Source organism: Variovorax sp. 01N429 (assembly GCF_056399425.1).
Genome location: NZ_JBFTRG010000001.1, coordinates 617,810 through 632,803, shown reverse-complemented (window position 1 = coordinate 632,803; position 14,994 = coordinate 617,810). Strand labels below are relative to the sequence as shown.

Genomic DNA, 14,994 nt, shown 5'->3' with positions numbered 1-14,994 from the left:
ACGATCGCCTCCGCGACCACTTACTTTCAGGGAATGACGAAATGATCGAACAAGACACTCTCGGCCTGCTGGCCGGTCACCTCAAGGAAACAATGGGGCGGGACACCATCGATCCCGACGTTGCCATCGGCGAACTGGGCTTCGACTCGATGCGTGTCGTCGAGCTCATCATGATCTGCGACCAGGTCTATGGCACCACCATCGATGCGGAGTCCATGGAGCTGACGCAATACACGACCTTGCGAGAGATCGATTCGCAGTTTCGTGCCCAGGCACTTCGGGCGAGCGAGCAGGAGTGATGACGCCTGACCTCGCCCGCAATGCGCTGAACTCGTTGGACCCCGCCCAGCTGGCCAAACTCGAGACGCCTTGCTATCTCTTCGATCCGTCCATCGTGATCGATGACCTGAATCAACTGCAGCGAGAACTGGGCACTGAAGTCGTCGTTTCGCTCAAGGCCTGCCCGGTTCTCGATCTGCTGGTTCGTTGCAGCCATGCCCTCAATGGCGGGATAGAGGTCGCCTCCATCGGCGAATTGAACCTCACGATGGGCCGGATGAGTGTCCCGCGCTTTGTCAACACGCCAGCGCTGGACAGTCATCTGGCGGCTGCCGCAATGGCTTGTCGAGCCACACTGGTGGCGGACAGCCCGCACCAGATCCGACTGATCGAGCAAGTTCTCGAAGAGCGCAAGGCCGCGCAACGCGCGCCGCTCGGTATCGTGCTGCGCGTGAACGCTGCCAGCCTGCTCGAACAGCAAGGTCCGGCGGCGGATCACTTCGGCATGGAGGTGGCCGCGCTGCACCGTGAACTCGCGCGGCTGTCGGAGGGCGGCACCAAGCTCAAGGTCATAGGGCTGCACGTATTCGCGGGATCGAATAGCTTTGCCCGCAGCGCCAACGTGGTCGTGAAGCGGTTGACGGCACTTGTCGAGCACATCGACAGGTACGCCGCAGTGGATCTTCAGTTGACACTGATCGGCGCCGGTCTCCCCGCGGACTGGCAAGCCGATCGCGACACCGGCCTCGATTTCCCCAGCTATCGCGAAAGTGTCCGGAAGCTGCAAACACGCGTGCGCGTGCTGCACGAAGCCGGGCGTTCCGTCTTTTCTCGCGCCGGCCGCTTCGTTGCGCGCGTGGTCGCTACCAAGGAACTGCAGGGCGAGCCAGTCGTCGTGTGCGATGGCGGGATGGCGCAGTGTTTCAGCCTCGCGCAGACCGAGCATTTCGTGAAGCGCCGCCGGCAGCCCGTGCTGGTGCGATTGTCCGGTGGCGCCTTCGAAGACACGAACGCGATGCGTACGCACAAGATAGTGGGCAGCAGTTGCAGCCCTGCCGATGTGATCGGGCTCCTGCAGTCCCACGGATCGCCGGCCCCAGGCGACATGCTCGTCTTCGACCATTGCGGCGCGTATCACAGCTATTCGCCGACCGGATTTCTCAGCCTGCGTCAGGCCCAGCACTACATCGCGACATGAACCAGATCACGAGCCATCTGGCGGACCTGGGACCCCTGAGCGGCTGGTGCGCCGGCGGTGTGTATGCGCGTTCGCCCTTCGCCGGCAACTACCAGAAATCGGAGTTGCAGTGCGTGCCGATGAAGGAAGCAGGGGACTATGCGCACGTCTCAGAGTTCGAGCATCGCTGCGACACCCCGGTGCTGATGTCCTTGAGCGAACGCAACGCCGTGCTGGCCGGTGTGGTGGGTGACCTGCGGGCTCATGTCCCTGACTTGGGGTGTGTTCTGGTTCGCTTGTACGGGCCGGACTTCAACATCCCGTTGCCAGCCGACCTTTTGGCGCCTGATGTTCTTCTGGTGCATTGGCCGGCGGACATGGTGACGAGCGTACTTGAATCCGGTCGTCGCAACGTCGCGGTCGTTCAGCATGACATTCGGGCCGATGGGGTCGAGCTCGGGCGCAATTCGCTGTCTGTTGCACTGCTTGCACCCGACGCGCTAGAAGCGGGGCTGGCGGCGTTCTCGCGTTTCGTCGCGCGTTGCTCCTTCGTCCACCGACTGAGCGGACTGCGCTTGCAATATCTCGGTGAGACGCCCACGGCATGACGCAGAAGATGGAAGAACTTGCCTTGGTGAAGGTGCACGCCATGATGCATGCGCGCGTGGTCGCGCCGTTGCTGGGCGTCGGGGCATCGTTCGAGGAACGCCTGACGTGGCTGCGTAACGAAGTTGGCGAGCAAGCGGCGCGAGTACGCGGCGGCGTGAGCGATGACTCCTGCATTCACCTGATCAGCACCTCGATGCTGAGCAAGATCGCCACGGGATGGGACGCCATCCGTGATGGCTTTGTCGATGCCGTGGCGAAGCGCTGCGGCCGGTCGCCCTCTGGCTTTCTGCAGGGCTACCAGTGCGCAGGCTGGGGCTATGCAATCCGGTTTGCGGCGCTGCATACGGATTGCCGGAACTTGACGCTCACGATCCTGGACGCTGATCTGCACGAGCTCTTCTCGGGCGAGTACGAAGCCACCCTCGGAAAGATCGGCTATGGCGTCACCACGCTGGCATTGGAACTCCCGCCTGGGTTGATGCTGCCGACTTGCGATGGGCCGCTTCCGAACCATGGCTTTACCGACATGCTTCATGCGCTGCGTGCCCACCGGAAGACCACTGGGCCTCTCGCCACCTTCCTGCCGTTCATGCCCGATGGCCTCGACGGCATCGCCAGGCGTTCGGTCGGGGGCCGCCTCGCGCCCAATCGGTACGCCGACTACGGCCATTGTTTTGGCGCGGACCCGTGGATCGGCCTCATGGAACGGCTGCGCGCGCAAGCGCCAACGGATGCGGAGTGCGTCACGCTCGGCTCCTTCGCCTTCAGCGGCTACTACGCGATCGGCAGCGTGCAAGTCGGCCCGTGGACTCGGGTCGAACCGATTTCGCCGGAGGGGGCATGTCTGGCCGCCCTCGGCGGCTGATGCCTGGCGCGCCATGGTCTATCTTTCCCCAATCGCTTCACATGAAGGCCGAGTCGACGAGCGCATGGGCTTGCGCCGCGCGCTCATTACGCGGCGTGCCAACCTGGGCGACTGCACCGATGCGCCGAGCGTCGTTCGACGTCTGTTGTCCAGGTCGTCCATGCGCTACCCCGCTGCGGTGATTCCGCTTGCCAGGCAGCGCACCGGCCAGGAAAGCGCGGTGGAGTTGGCACTGCAGGTTTCAAGTCGAGCGGTCGATGACGTCGACAAGGAGAGCGTCGGCGGAATCATCTACTGCCACGCGACGTCGGACGAGGAACCGACGGATTCCAGCGTCGGACACGTGCAGTTCGAATTGCAGTTGCGCAGCGCCTTCCCATTTTCGATTTCCCAGGCGCACAACACCGGGGTGTTTATTGCCTTGGACATGGCTGCGGCTCTGATCGAAGGCCCGGAGGCGATATCGAACGTGCTCGTGATCGCGTCCGACAAACTGCTTTATGGACGGGCACCCAACCGGCCCTCGCAAATGCATTGGCGCGACGTGGCCGCCGCCGTGGTGGTCAGTCGCGAGAAGCGCGATGGTTGGCGACTGGATCACGTCGCGGTTCATCATTTCGCCACCGAGTCCAGATCGCACCAGAGATGGCCGCAGCGCGAACTGGATACCTTCGCAGGCTTTTGCGCTGAGCGCATTGCAGGCTGCCTGAGCCATGCGGGGCTTGCGGCGGACGAACTCGGTGCGGTGTTGCCGATTTGCCCTGACGCCAGCCTGGAACGGCAAATCCAAGCATCCGCGGGCCTGAGTGCTCTGCGCCATGAAAAGCCCTCGGGCTTGCGCGCCGAGTACATCGCTTCGGCCGATCTGCTGGTGAGGCTGTCGGCCTTGGAGCAGCGGGCCGAAACCGATCGGCCGATCCTGGCCTGGTGTACCGGGAACAACGGAGAGTTCGCATGCTGCGTCCTGACACGATCGATCTGAAGACTGCCAATGCGCCTGCAATCCCGCAGTTCGGCATCGCAGCCGGCGCCAGCTACGTGCCGCCTATCAGCAGGCATCTCGATGAATGGGCCGCGGCGGCAGGGCCTGCTGCGAGAAAACTGCTGCCGACGATGATCGCGAACGGATTGGCGAACTACCGCGTGGCACCCGAACTCGACATCGAGGGACTCAGTTGCGCCGGTGTGCAGAAGCTGCTGGATGGCGGCGGCTTCGTGCCGGGCGACATCGACCTGGTCATCTTCTGCCATGCCGCGACCATGAGCACGATGGCAGCGCCGGCCAGCATCCCCGCAGTGATCATGAAGCGCTTCGGGCTGGGCAAAGCAATTGGGTATTCGATCTCGCAGCAGAACTGTGCGTCGATCATGTGCGCCGTGCGGCTGATTCGGACTTTGATGTGGCGACACCGGTCGCTGCACAACGTGCTGATCGTCGGCGCCGACAAAGTCGTCGGCGAGCCCTACCGGAATGTCGGGGCCTATGCCATCCAGAGCGATGGCGCGCTGGCCCTGCTGGTCCGTCGCGACAACCCACTCAACCGTATCGGGCAGATCGCCTATTCGATTGACAGCCGCTACTACCGCGGCACGGCCAAGAGCGCCGAACTCGGCCAGCGCTACGTGCTCAACTATCCCCTGTTGGCGCATCGGATGGTGTCGGACGTGATGTGTCGATCTGGCTGGTCTGCCGGTGACGTCGACGCCATTCTGCCCATGAATGCCAACCTGTCGGCCTTCAAGCGCGTGATGCAACTGCTGGGCTTGCCGCTGCACAAGCTGCACAGCCGGAACATCGGCGAGATCGGCCATGTCTTCTGCTGCGATCCCTTCGCGAACTTTCTGCAGCGTTTCGCGCAACCGCACGCTGTGGGCAGCGGCAACGCGATCTTGTTTGCCTCCGCGACCTCAGGCGTTTTTTGCGCCCTGGGGATTTCCGACGCCTGGACGGCGCAGGGGGCGCCCCCTCGCACGTCCCTCTCATCCTGAACCTGGAATTCTCATGAAATCGAATAGCGCTTTGCTTCTGTCGGCCGTCGCCGGCTGCCTGTTTGTCGCCGCTCCTGTCGCGTTTGCCGAGACCCATGCCGCTCCTGCCACGAACATCGCTCCTGCGGGTCTGCGTGTGGTCTATCACGTGGATGACGTCGGCTCCCTGCGCAAGGCGCTCAACAACATCAACAATCAGTTGGCGGCCACCCCCAACGCCAATATCTCGCTCCTGGCCAATGGGCGGGGCATCTTCTCGCTCGTCAGCGGCGAGCGCGATCGCCAGGGAGATTTCGGCAGCGCCATTGCTGAGCTGCAGGGCAAAGGCGTGCATTTCGTCGCATGCGGTATGTCGATGAAGAAGAACAACGTGGCCGCTTCGTCTCTCATCGCTAATGTCGCGGTCGTCCCGTCCGCGGTGGTCGAGTTGACTCGCCTTCAAGGCGCCGAACGCTACGCCTACATCAAGCCCTGATGCTTGGATGAAAAGCGTCGTCCTTTGGCTTGCTGCTGCGCTGGCGCTGGCCGGCTGCGCGCCTCGCGCCGAGGTCGAGCCGGGCGCCGACGTCGAGACCGATGTCGCAGACCCGAGCGCCCGCGCGCAGTTCCCCGCGGACAAGCATGGAGAGCTTGTCTACCAGGGCTACCGGGTCTTCACGCAAACGCCGAAGGCGGCACGCATCTACACCGGCAATCGCCTGACCTGCGCGAGTTGCCATCTCGATGCTGGACGCAAAGCCGATGCGGCGCCCATGTGGGCCGCGTTCGGCATGTACCCGGCCTATGTATCGAAGGTCGATCGCGTTGTCACTCTCGAAGAACGCATTCAGCAGTGTTTCCGCTTCAGCATGAACGGTTTGTCTCCTCCGCAGGACAGCCACGAGATGCGAGCCTTGATGGCCTATCTGCAATGGCTGGCGATCGATCGCCCCGTGGGCGTCGAACAAGAGGGACGAGGTTTCCCGACGATCCCGCGCACGGGCTCCGACCCGAACCCGCTTCGGGGTAAGCAGGTGTATGCGCAGCGCTGCGCGAGCTGCCATGGTGAACAAGGCGAAGGCCGGGGCTACCAAGCCCGTGAGGGCACCTACGCGGCGCCGCCTGTGTGGGGATTCGGCAGCTTCAACAAAGGTGCGGGAATGCACCGCACCGATCTGCTGGCCGGCTTCCTGAAGGCCAACATGCCGCTCGGCAATGCGAACCTGACCGACCAGGAAGCATTGGACGTTGCGGCGTGGATGGGCCTGCAGGAACGCTGGCCTGATCCCCGCAAGGGCCTGTTGCCGGGCCTTCTTGCGAACTAGCCGCTGGTGCTCGAAGGTTGCGTCAAATACTTCCCGGCTCGAAGCGACGTCCGGGCTGCATGGGTGTCGGCGTTGATCATGCTGCCGCAAGGGATCGCGTTTGCGATGCTCGCGGGCTTGCCACCGGAAATGGGCATCTACGCGTCGATCATCCCGGTCATCGTCGCCTCTTTGTTGGGGCCGTCTGGCGTGCTCCTGTCCGGCCCGAACACGGCCGTCGCCATGATGCTGGGCATCGCGCTCCTTCCGCTCGGCGTGCCGGGCAGTGCAGACCACCTCCGGTTCGCAGCAACGCTGACTGCAATGGTTGGGTTGATGCAGCTCGCGGGCGCGTGGTGTGGTGTCGGTCGCTTCTTCGCGCTGCTGCCGCAATACACCGGGACAGGTCTCAACATCGGGATCGGCATGCTCATGCTGGCCAGCCAGATCGCACCCGCCATGGGCTTGCTGTCCGCGCCCGATCTGCCGCCCTGGGCGATGCCCTGGTTGTATCTGCAGCGTTGGGGAGATGCAAATCCTTGGGCGTTATTCGTGACCCTGATGTCCATTGGCGCGGGGCAGTTCTTTGCGCGATGGCGCAGGCCCTGGATGCCGTCGCTGGTGGCCGCGATGCTCTTCGGCGCCATCACAGGTGGCGTGCTGGACCTCCTGATCGGCGTGGAGCCGACACGCCTCGATCGAGTGGGACATCTGCAATTGACATGGGACGTGCTTCGACGGCCCGCGTTCGATTCAGGCGAGCTCTACACCCTCAAGCAGTTGGTGCTGAGCGCGGCCGGCATCGCGATTGTCGCAAGCCTTCAGTCCGTGATCATTCTTCGCTCCGTGGTGCCGGAGGCCGATCACCGGGCCTGCCGCCGCGAATTGTTGGCGCAGGGTTGCTCGAACCTGTCCGCATCCTTCACCAACAGTTTCGCTTGCTCCGGGTCTTTCAATCGGACCTCGGCTCACATTGAAGCCGGCGCGCTGACGCGGTGGGCTGCGGTGCTGTCGTCTTTGTTCATGCTGCTGCTGGCGTGGATCGCCTCGCCGGCGCTCGCCCATGTGACTCACGCCGCGATCGCGGGCACGCTCGCGCTGGTGGGATGGCGAATGGTGTGTTCCGGTTGGCAGACCGCGTGCCGAGAGCGCGGTTTCGGGCGCTTCGCCGCGGTGGGGCTCGGCCTCAGTGTTCCGCTCGCGGGCGTAGAGACGGCGTTGCTGCTCGCGATCGTGCTGGTAGTGGTGCAACTGGTCCTGAGCCGCTCGCGCTAGCAGCACCGCCCCACCTTTTTGCGGAATCAGGCTTGCGGCAGCACCTGAGCGTCTGCCGCGTGCGAAGCCGCCGCATGCGCCTGTTGGTCCGCGTGGTAGCTGCTGCGCACCATCGCGCCGACAGCCGCATGGCTGAAGCCCATCTTGTAGGCCTCTTCCTCAAACATCTTGAACGTGTCGGGATGCACGTAGCGACGCACCGGCAAGTGGCTGTTACTGGGCGAGAGGTACTGCCCGATCGTCAGCATGTCGATCTTGTGCGCGCGCATGTCGCGCATCACCTGCAGGATTTCTTCGTCGGTCTCTCCGAGCCCGACCATGATGCCGCTCTTTGTTGGCACGTCCGGATGCAGCGCCTTGAACTTCTTGAGCAGGTTGAGGCTGAACTGGTAGTCGCTGCCAGGCCGCGCTTCCTTGTAGAGGCGCGGTGCCGTCTCGAGATTGTGATTCATGACGTCCGGCGGCGCGGCCTTGAGGATCTCGAGGGCACGATCGTCGCGGCCGCGAAAATCTGGCACCAGGATCTCGATCTGCGTCTGTGGCGAAAGCTCGCGGATGTTGCGGATGCAATCGACGAAGTGCTGGCTGCCGCCGTCACGCAGGTCGTCGCGGTCCACGCTGGTGATCACCACATATTTGAGGCGCAGCTTTGCGATGGTCTTGGCGAGGTTGAGCGGCTCGTCCTTGTCGAGCGGGTCGGGACGGCCATGGCCGACATCGCAAAACGGGCAGCGCCGCGTGCACTTGTCGCCCATGATCATGAAAGTTGCCGTGCCGTTGCCGAAGCATTCGCCGATGTTGGGGCACGAAGCCTCTTCGCAGACGGTGTGCAGGTTGCTTTCGCGAAGGATCTGCTTGATCTCGTAGAAGCGTGTCGTGGGGGAGCCTGCCTTGACGCGAATCCATTCCGGCTTCTTGAGCACTTCGCCCTGGACCACCTTGACGGGGATGCGCGACAGCTTGGCCGCCGCTTTCTGCTTGGCGAGAGGGTTGTAGTCCTCGGGGCTCTGCGCGTCGCGGACAACATTGAGTGTGCTCATGGCTTCTCTTTGGCGGGGCTCAAGGTGCGAGATAGATGTTGAGCTTGCTGCCCAGCACCTGCGCGGCTTCGTCCCAGGTTGTTTGAACGCCGATTGTAGAAAGATCGACGGTTTTCAGCCCCGCGTACCCGCAAGGGTTGATGCGGGAAAAGGGTTCGAGGTCCATCGCGATGTTGAGTGCGACGCCGTGGTAGGTGCAATGGCGGCTGACCTTGATGCCCAGGGCGGCAATCTTGCCGAGACCTCGAAATGGATCGCCCGGATGAACGGGGCCGGTCAGCGCTGCGTGCGAATACGGGTCGTCGAGCCGCACGTAGATGCCGGGTGCGCCGCCGACGCGGTGGCCGGTGACGCCGAAATGGCCCAACGTGCGGATCACCGATTCCTCGATCCGGTAGACGTATTCCTTGACGTAGTAGCCGGCGCGGCGCAGGTCGATGAGCGGGTACGCCACCACTTGCCCGGGCCCGTGGTAAGTCACCTGCCCGCCTCGGTCGGTCTGCATGACGGGAACAGGTCCAGGGCTCAATACGTGGTCCGCCTTTCCGGCCAAACCTTGCGTGTAGACCGGCTCGTGCTCACAGATCCACAGTTGGTCGGGCGTTTCCGCTGTCCGCGCCTGCGTTGCCTTCTGCATCGCGTTGTAGGTCGCGGCATAGTCGACGCGTCCCAGCACCGTTACTTGGAGCGCTGCGGTCATCGGTAAGCGCTCAGAGCACTACCTTCACCATCGGATGACTGGAAAGCGCCCGGTACAGATCATCGAGCTGCTCGCGGCTGGTCGCGGTGACCGTGATCGTCACGCCGAGGTAATTGCCCGCCTTGCTGTTGCGCAGTTCGACGGTCGCCGCGTCGAAGGTCGGGTCGAACTGTTCGGCGATCTTCGTGACCACGTGCACGAAACCGTCGACCTTCGCGCCCATGACCTTGATCGGGAACTTCGACGGGTACTCGATCAACGAGTCCTTGCGCGCATCGGCTGTGGTTTCCGTCGGTCCGTCAGTGGGTGGGATGGTGCTCATGCTGCGACTCCGGTGTCTTGCTTGCTGCGTGCCTTGGCCTGCTGATAGCCGGCATGCAAGGCTTGGTAGATGGGTCCGGGCCGGCCTTCGCCAATCGTTTGCCCATCGAGCGTCACGACCGGCAGGATCTCCTTGCTGGCAGACGAAAGCAGAAGTTCGTCGGCCCCGAAAACTTCATCGCGCGCGATGCGGCGCAGGCTGAATGGAATGCCGGCATCGGCGCACAGCCGTTCGATCAGCCCGTAGCGAATGCCTGCAAGCACCAGCTCGTCCTTGGGCGGACCGCTGATCGCGCCGTCCTTCACGACCCAGACATTGCTCGAGGACGCCTCGCTCAGCGACTCGCCGCGAAACATGATGGTCTCCGCCGCGCCGGCTTCGACGCTGATCTGCCGAGCCAGCACGGCCCCAAGGAGGCTGGTGCTCTTGATGTGCGCCTTCTGCCAGCGGAAATCATGTGCACTCACGCAGGCGACGCCCTTGGTGCGCACTGAATCCGGCACTGGCTTCATCGGATTGGCCATCACGAAGACTGTGGGAGTGAGCCCCTGCGGCATCGCATGGTCGCGCGGTGCGACGCCACGCGTGACCTGAATATAGATACCCTGCATGCCGCTGCGGACGGTCGGCGGGGCCTCATCGATCAGCCGCATCGCAATGGTGCGCCACTGGCGCGCCGTCAGTGGATTCTTGATCTGCAGCTCGGCCAGCGAGCGATCGAGGCGGGCCATGTGCTCTTCGAAACAGAACGGCTGACCGCCGTAGACCGGCACCACTTCGTAGACGCCATCGCCGAAGATGAAGCCGCGATCCAGCACGCTCACTTTGGCATCGCGCAGCGGCGTGTAGTTGCCGTCGAGGTAACACATTGAATCGGGAAGAGCGTCGGTGATCGGATGCATATCGAATTATGGTGGGGGCTCATCCGGGCTTTCCAACCCGGACCCGATTCCACACCGGAGCGCAAGGATCATTTCCACGGCATGCTCGGTCAATTGGCGGGAAGCCGTAGCTTTCTCCCTATAATCAATGGCTTTGTAGAAATTCTGGGTCGTCATCCGGGCTTCATTCGAAATGAAAACAATCGCCCGCGATGCCTCCAAAGGGGTCCATGAGGACACCCTCGATTCAGAAGACGACTTCAAGCCGTTGACAGCCGAGGAGGCGCAACGGCTTCGCGACAAGAAGCCGTCGATCTCGCCATGGCGCGTGATCGCAATTCAAGTCGTGGCGGGGCTCCTGGTGGCGTTGGCCGCCTGGGGGTTGACAGGGAGGCTAAGTCTGGGGTGGTCCGCCGGGTACGGCGCACTGGCGGTGGTTGTGCCTGCTGCGGTTTTCGCGCGGGGACTGACCGGAAGGTTTTCTTCCTTGAATGCGGGCACTGCGGTGTTCGGATTCTTCTTGTGGGAGATGGTCAAGATGGTCTTGACGGTGGCGATGCTGATCGCCGCGCCAAGACTTGTAGTGGCGCTGAGCTGGCCAGCAATGCTGATCGGCCTGGTGGTGACAATGAAGGCGGCGTGGGTGGCGGTAATGTTTGCCCCCAAGCGCCAGAAACTTTGAGACGAGTAACGGATGGCTGCTGAAAACGCTGCGGAACATGGTCAAACCGCTGGTGAATACATCGTTCACCACTTGACGCATCTTCAGAGCTCCAAACCTGGAGGGGTTGCCGACTTCACCGTTTTCAACTTCGATTCGCTTTTCTTTTCGATCGCGCTCGGCGTGCTGGGCTGCTGGCTCCTGTGGCTGGCGGCTCGCAAGGCCACCTCGGGCGTACCGGGCCGCTTCCAGGCCGCGGTCGAAATCCTGGTCGAGGTCGTCGACCAGCAAGCCAAGGGCATAGTCCACAACGCGAAAAGCCGCAAGTTCGTCTCGCCGCTGGCGCTCACGGTCTTTCTGTGGATCGTCATGCTCAATGGGATGGACCTGCTGCCCGTCGACCTGCTGCCGTTCCTGTGGGCCAAGATCTTCGGCGTGGCCGGTGGCGATCCGCACCACGCCTACCTGCGTGTGGTCCCGACGGCTGATCTCTCGGTGGCCATGGGTCTCTCGGTCTCGGTGCTGCTCATCTGCCTCTACTACAACATCAAGATCAAGGGTCTGGGCGGCTGGGTTCACGAACTCTTCACGGCCCCCTTCGGCAACCACTGGGCGCTGTATCCGTTCAACTTCGCGATGCAGATGATCGAGTTCATCGCCAAGACCGTCTCGCACGGCATGCGGTTATTCGGCAACATGTACGCCGGCGAACTGATCTTCCTGCTGATCGCCTTGATGGGCGGTGCCTGGACCCTGTCTGCAACCGGCATTTTGCTGGCCATCGGCCACATCATCGCGGGCACTGCCTGGGCCATCTTCCACATCCTGATCATCATCTTGCAGGCCTTCGTGTTCATGATGCTGACGCTCGTGTATGTGGGCCAGGCTCACGATAAACACTGAGCCGCTGCTTTCGATCTCGTTTTTTTCTTTTCTCTTCAACCAAAGTCCTCTAGGAGTCATCATGGAAGTTATTAGCTTTGTCGCACTGGCCGCCGGCCTGATCATCGGTCTGGGTGCTGTTGGCGCTTGTATCGGTATCGGCATCATGGGTAGCAAGTACCTCGAGTCGGCTGCGCGTCAACCTGAGCTGATGGGCGAACTCCAAACCAAGATGTTCCTGCTTGCCGGTCTGATCGACGCCGCGTTCATCATTGGTACTGGTATTGCGCTGTGGTTCGCTACCGCCAACCCGTTCCTCTCGCAAATCGCCAACCTGCCGAAGTAATCGGATTCAGGCTTTCTCGTCGAACCCATGTCGTTCTTTCGCTGAATGGCGTTGGATTCATTCCCAAAGAGAGGGTGAAAAGTGAGCATTACCGGTACCCTGATCATCCAGATGATCGTGTTCCTGATTCTTGTCGGGTTCACGATGAAATTTGTGTGGCCGCCTATCGCCAAGGCGCTGGACGATCGTGCCCAGAAGATCGCCGAAGGCCTTGCCGCAGCCGACAAGGCCAAGTCCGAGCTGACTGCCGCCAACAAGCGCGTGGAAGCCGAACTCGGGCAGGCTCGCAACGAGTCCGCGCAGCGCCTTGCAGATGCCGAACGTCGTGCGCAGGCCATCGTTGAAGAGGCCAAGGCCCGTGCCACGGAAGAAGGCAACAAGATTGTTGCGGCCGCTCGCGTCGAAGCCGAGCAGCAAGCCATGAAGGCACGTGAAGTCCTTCGCGAGCAAGTGGCTGCACTGGCCGTCAAGGGCGCCGAGCAGATCCTGCGGAAGGAAGTGAACCCGGCTGTCCATGCCGATTTGCTGTCCCGCCTGCAGACCGAACTCTGATCGAAGCCATGGCAGAACTCGCCACCATTGCACGTCCTTACGCCGAAGCGCTCTTCAAGGCGTCCTCATCGGACCTGTCCGGCGCCGGCGCCTGGCTCGAGAAGGTTGCGGCCATTGCCGCCAGCGCCGAGCTCCAGCAGTTCGCCGACAACCCGAAGGTCACGGCAGAACAGGTATTGAGCGTCGTCTCCGGTGCCTTCGGATCACCGCTGCCGCCCGCCGCGCACAACTTCCTGACGGCGCTGCTCGAGAACGGACGCTTCACCGCGCTGCCCGAAATCGCCAAGCAGTTCCGGAGTCTGGCGAATGCGCAGAGCGGTTCGTCCGATGCGGTGGTGTACAGCGCCTTCCCCATTGATGCAGCCGCGTTGGGTAACGTGTCTGCCGCGCTCGAAAAGCGCTTCGGCCGCAAGCTGCAGGTCTCGGTCCAGCAGGATCCGTCGCTGATCGGCGGCGTCCGCGTGGTGGTCGGCGACGAAGTGCTCGACACCTCCGTCAAAGCGCGTCTTGAACAAATGAAAGTTGCGCTGGCAGCCTGAGGCCGCCAGCCCCCTTAACGAAAGAAGGAAAGAGTCATGCAACTCAATCCCGCAGAAATTTCCGAACTGATCAAGAGCCGCATCGAGGGTCTCGGGGTCAGCGCGAACATTCGCAATGAAGGCACCGTGGTGTCCGTGACCGACGGCATCGTGCGCGTGCACGGCTTGTCGGATGCGATGCAAGGCGAAATGCTCGAGTTCCCACCCACGCCGGACGGCACGCCGTCATACGGCCTCGCGCTGAACCTCGAGCGCGACTCCGTCGGCGCCGTGATCTTGGGCGAGTACGAGCACATTTCCGAAGGCGATACCGTCAAGTGCACGGGCCGCATTCTTGAAGTGCCGGTCGGACCCGAACTCATCGGCCGTGTGGTGAATGCACTGGGCCAGCCGATCGACGGCAAGGGTCCCATCAACGCCAAGATGACGGACGTGATCGAAAAGGTCGCTCCAGGCGTGATCGCCCGCAAGTCGGTCGACCAGCCCATGCAGTCCGGCCTGAAGTCCATCGATTCGATGGTGCCGATCGGCCGCGGTCAGCGCGAGCTGATCATCGGCGACCGCCAGACCGGCAAGACGGCAGTGGCTATCGACGCGATCATCAACCAGAAGGGTCAAAACATGACCTGCGTCTACGTCGCGATCGGCCAGAAGGCTTCGTCGATCAAGAACGTGGTTCGCGCTCTGGAACAAGCCGGTGCGATGGAATACACCATCGTCGTCGCAGCCTCCGCTTCGGAATCGGCTGCCATGCAATACGTGTCCGCCTATTCGGGCTGCACGATGGGCGAATACTTCCGCGATCGCGGCCAGGACGCGCTGATCGTCTATGACGATCTGTCCAAGCAAGCCGTGGCTTACCGCCAGGTGTCTCTGCTGCTGCGCCGCCCACCAGGCCGTGAAGCCTACCCTGGCGACGTGTTCTATCTTCACAGCCGTCTGCTCGAGCGCGCAGCTCGGGTGAACGCTGACTACGTCGAAGCTTTCACCAAGGGTGAAGTCAAGGGCAAGACGGGTTCGCTGACCGCACTGCCGATCATCGAAACGCAAGCCGGCGACGTGTCCGCCTTCGTTCCGACGAATGTGATTTCGATCACCGACGGCCAGATCTTCCTGGAAACGAACCTGTTCAACGCCGGCATCCGCCCCGCCATCAACGCCGGTATCTCGGTGTCCCGCGTGGGTTCGTCGGCGCAGACCAAGGTCATCAAGGGCCTGTCCGGCGGTATTCGTACTGATCTGGCGCAGTACCGCGAGCTCGCCGCCTTTGCGCAGTTCGCTTCCGACCTCGACGAAGCGACCCGCAAGCAGCTCGACCGCGGTGCACGCGTGACCGAGCTGCTGAAGCAGGCGCAGTACAGCCCTCTGCCCATCTCGCTGATGGGCGCGTCGCTGTTCGCAGTGAACAAGGGCTTCATGGATGACCTCGAGGTGAAGAAGGTGCTGCCGTTTGAACATGGCCTGCATCAGTTCCTCAAGTCCAGCCATGGCGCGCTGCTCGACAAGATCGAACAAGCCAAGGCGATCGACAAGGATGCCGAGGCCGAGCTGACCGCAGCCGTCACGTCGTTCAAGAAGTCGTTCGCCTGATCGG

19 protein-coding genes are annotated in these 14,994 nt (G+C 62.5%); 15 read left to right on the top strand and 4 right to left on the bottom strand.

Going from position 1 to position 14,994, the window contains the following annotated elements:
• Window positions 1-41 precede the first annotated feature (41 nt).
• The 9 genes from AC1DSF_RS03060 to AC1DSF_RS03020 are packed head-to-tail and all read left to right on the top strand — an operon-like array spanning window position 42 to window position 7,477.
• The gene (locus AC1DSF_RS03060; protein ID WP_478125235.1) at window positions 42-299 is read left to right on the top strand and encodes an acyl carrier protein; all 258 of its coding nucleotides are present in this window, start codon (window positions 42-44) and stop codon (window positions 297-299) included.
• Entirely contained in the window at window positions 299-1,477 is a 1,179-nt protein-coding gene (locus AC1DSF_RS03055; RefSeq protein WP_478125234.1) for a type III PLP-dependent enzyme domain-containing protein, read from the top strand. The genes AC1DSF_RS03060 and AC1DSF_RS03055 overlap by 1 nt, the downstream gene beginning before the upstream one ends.
• Window positions 1,474-2,064, top strand: a complete 591-nt coding sequence (locus AC1DSF_RS03050; RefSeq protein ID WP_478125233.1) for a hypothetical protein — start codon at window positions 1,474-1,476, stop codon at window positions 2,062-2,064. The genes AC1DSF_RS03055 and AC1DSF_RS03050 overlap by 4 nt, the downstream gene beginning before the upstream one ends.
• Window positions 2,061-2,930, top strand: coding sequence for a hypothetical protein (locus AC1DSF_RS03045; protein WP_478182315.1), 870 nt, complete (start codon window positions 2,061-2,063; stop codon window positions 2,928-2,930). Before AC1DSF_RS03050 ends, AC1DSF_RS03045 begins: the two co-directional genes overlap by 4 nt.
• A gap of 13 nt (window positions 2,931-2,943) precedes the next feature.
• Window positions 2,944-3,912 carry a hypothetical protein gene (locus AC1DSF_RS03040; RefSeq protein WP_478125231.1) on the top strand — a complete coding sequence of 323 codons (969 nt, stop codon included), beginning with the start codon at window positions 2,944-2,946 and terminating at the stop codon, window positions 3,910-3,912.
• The gene (locus AC1DSF_RS03035; protein ID WP_478182314.1) at window positions 3,885-4,919 is read left to right on the top strand and encodes a 3-oxoacyl-[acyl-carrier-protein] synthase III C-terminal domain-containing protein; all 1,035 of its coding nucleotides are present in this window, start codon (window positions 3,885-3,887) and stop codon (window positions 4,917-4,919) included. Before AC1DSF_RS03040 ends, AC1DSF_RS03035 begins: the two co-directional genes overlap by 28 nt.
• A 13-nt stretch (window positions 4,920-4,932) precedes the next feature.
• Window positions 4,933-5,394 (top strand): DsrE family protein, encoded by a 462-nt coding sequence (locus AC1DSF_RS03030; protein WP_478182313.1) that lies wholly within the window; start codon window positions 4,933-4,935, stop codon window positions 5,392-5,394.
• A gap of 7 nt (window positions 5,395-5,401) precedes the next feature.
• Window positions 5,402-6,223, top strand: coding sequence for a c-type cytochrome (locus AC1DSF_RS03025; RefSeq protein WP_478125228.1), 822 nt, complete (start codon window positions 5,402-5,404; stop codon window positions 6,221-6,223).
• Window positions 6,224-6,229: 6 nt separating this feature from the next.
• Window positions 6,230-7,477, top strand: a complete 1,248-nt coding sequence (locus AC1DSF_RS03020) for a SulP family inorganic anion transporter (protein WP_478144273.1) — start codon at window positions 6,230-6,232, stop codon at window positions 7,475-7,477.
• A 26-nt stretch (window positions 7,478-7,503) separates the two neighbouring features.
• Here the strand turns inward: AC1DSF_RS03020 and lipA are convergent, their stop codons facing one another.
• The 4 genes from lipA to AC1DSF_RS03000 are packed head-to-tail and all read right to left on the bottom strand — an operon-like array spanning window position 7,504 to window position 10,441.
• Complete coding sequence (gene lipA, locus AC1DSF_RS03015) at window positions 7,504-8,517, bottom strand: lipoyl synthase (protein ID WP_478125226.1); 1,014 nt, start codon at window positions 8,515-8,517, stop codon at window positions 7,504-7,506.
• Between the two features lie 19 nt (window positions 8,518-8,536).
• Window positions 8,537-9,217: a lipoyl(octanoyl) transferase LipB gene (lipB, locus tag AC1DSF_RS03010; RefSeq protein ID WP_478125225.1), complete on the bottom strand. Its 681-nt coding sequence runs from the start codon at window positions 9,215-9,217 to the stop codon at window positions 8,537-8,539.
• Between the two features lie 10 nt (window positions 9,218-9,227).
• On the bottom strand, window positions 9,228-9,539 hold the full coding sequence (locus tag AC1DSF_RS03005; protein WP_478182312.1) for a YbeD family protein: 312 nt from the start codon (window positions 9,537-9,539) through the stop codon (window positions 9,228-9,230).
• The gene (locus AC1DSF_RS03000) at window positions 9,536-10,441 is read right to left on the bottom strand and encodes an aminotransferase class IV (protein ID WP_478125223.1); all 906 of its coding nucleotides are present in this window, start codon (window positions 10,439-10,441) and stop codon (window positions 9,536-9,538) included. The genes AC1DSF_RS03005 and AC1DSF_RS03000 overlap by 4 nt, the downstream gene beginning before the upstream one ends.
• A 172-nt stretch (window positions 10,442-10,613) precedes the next feature.
• On the opposite strand from AC1DSF_RS03000, the gene AC1DSF_RS02995 reads away from it, so the two are divergent.
• The 6 genes from AC1DSF_RS02995 to atpA all read left to right on the top strand — a co-directional run bounded on the left by AC1DSF_RS02995 (window position 10,614) and on the right by atpA (window position 14,990).
• Window positions 10,614-11,102 carry an ATP synthase subunit I gene (locus tag AC1DSF_RS02995; RefSeq protein WP_478125222.1) on the top strand — a complete coding sequence of 163 codons (489 nt, stop codon included), beginning with the start codon at window positions 10,614-10,616 and terminating at the stop codon, window positions 11,100-11,102.
• A 12-nt stretch (window positions 11,103-11,114) separates the two neighbouring features.
• The gene (atpB, locus tag AC1DSF_RS02990; RefSeq protein ID WP_478125221.1) at window positions 11,115-11,984 is read left to right on the top strand and encodes a F0F1 ATP synthase subunit A; all 870 of its coding nucleotides are present in this window, start codon (window positions 11,115-11,117) and stop codon (window positions 11,982-11,984) included.
• Window positions 11,985-12,045: 61 nt separating this feature from the next.
• On the top strand, window positions 12,046-12,309 hold the full coding sequence (atpE, locus tag AC1DSF_RS02985) for a F0F1 ATP synthase subunit C (RefSeq protein ID WP_019657641.1): 264 nt from the start codon (window positions 12,046-12,048) through the stop codon (window positions 12,307-12,309).
• 81 nt (window positions 12,310-12,390) lie between these two features.
• Window positions 12,391-12,861 (top strand): F0F1 ATP synthase subunit B, encoded by a 471-nt coding sequence (locus tag AC1DSF_RS02980; RefSeq protein WP_478125220.1) that lies wholly within the window; start codon window positions 12,391-12,393, stop codon window positions 12,859-12,861.
• 8 nt (window positions 12,862-12,869) lie between these two features.
• Entirely contained in the window at window positions 12,870-13,400 is a 531-nt protein-coding gene (locus AC1DSF_RS02975; RefSeq protein WP_478125219.1) for a F0F1 ATP synthase subunit delta, read from the top strand.
• A 36-nt stretch (window positions 13,401-13,436) separates the two neighbouring features.
• Window positions 13,437-14,990 (top strand): F0F1 ATP synthase subunit alpha, encoded by a 1,554-nt coding sequence (gene atpA, locus AC1DSF_RS02970; RefSeq protein ID WP_478125218.1) that lies wholly within the window; start codon window positions 13,437-13,439, stop codon window positions 14,988-14,990.
• Window positions 14,991-14,994: the final 4 nt, after the last annotated feature.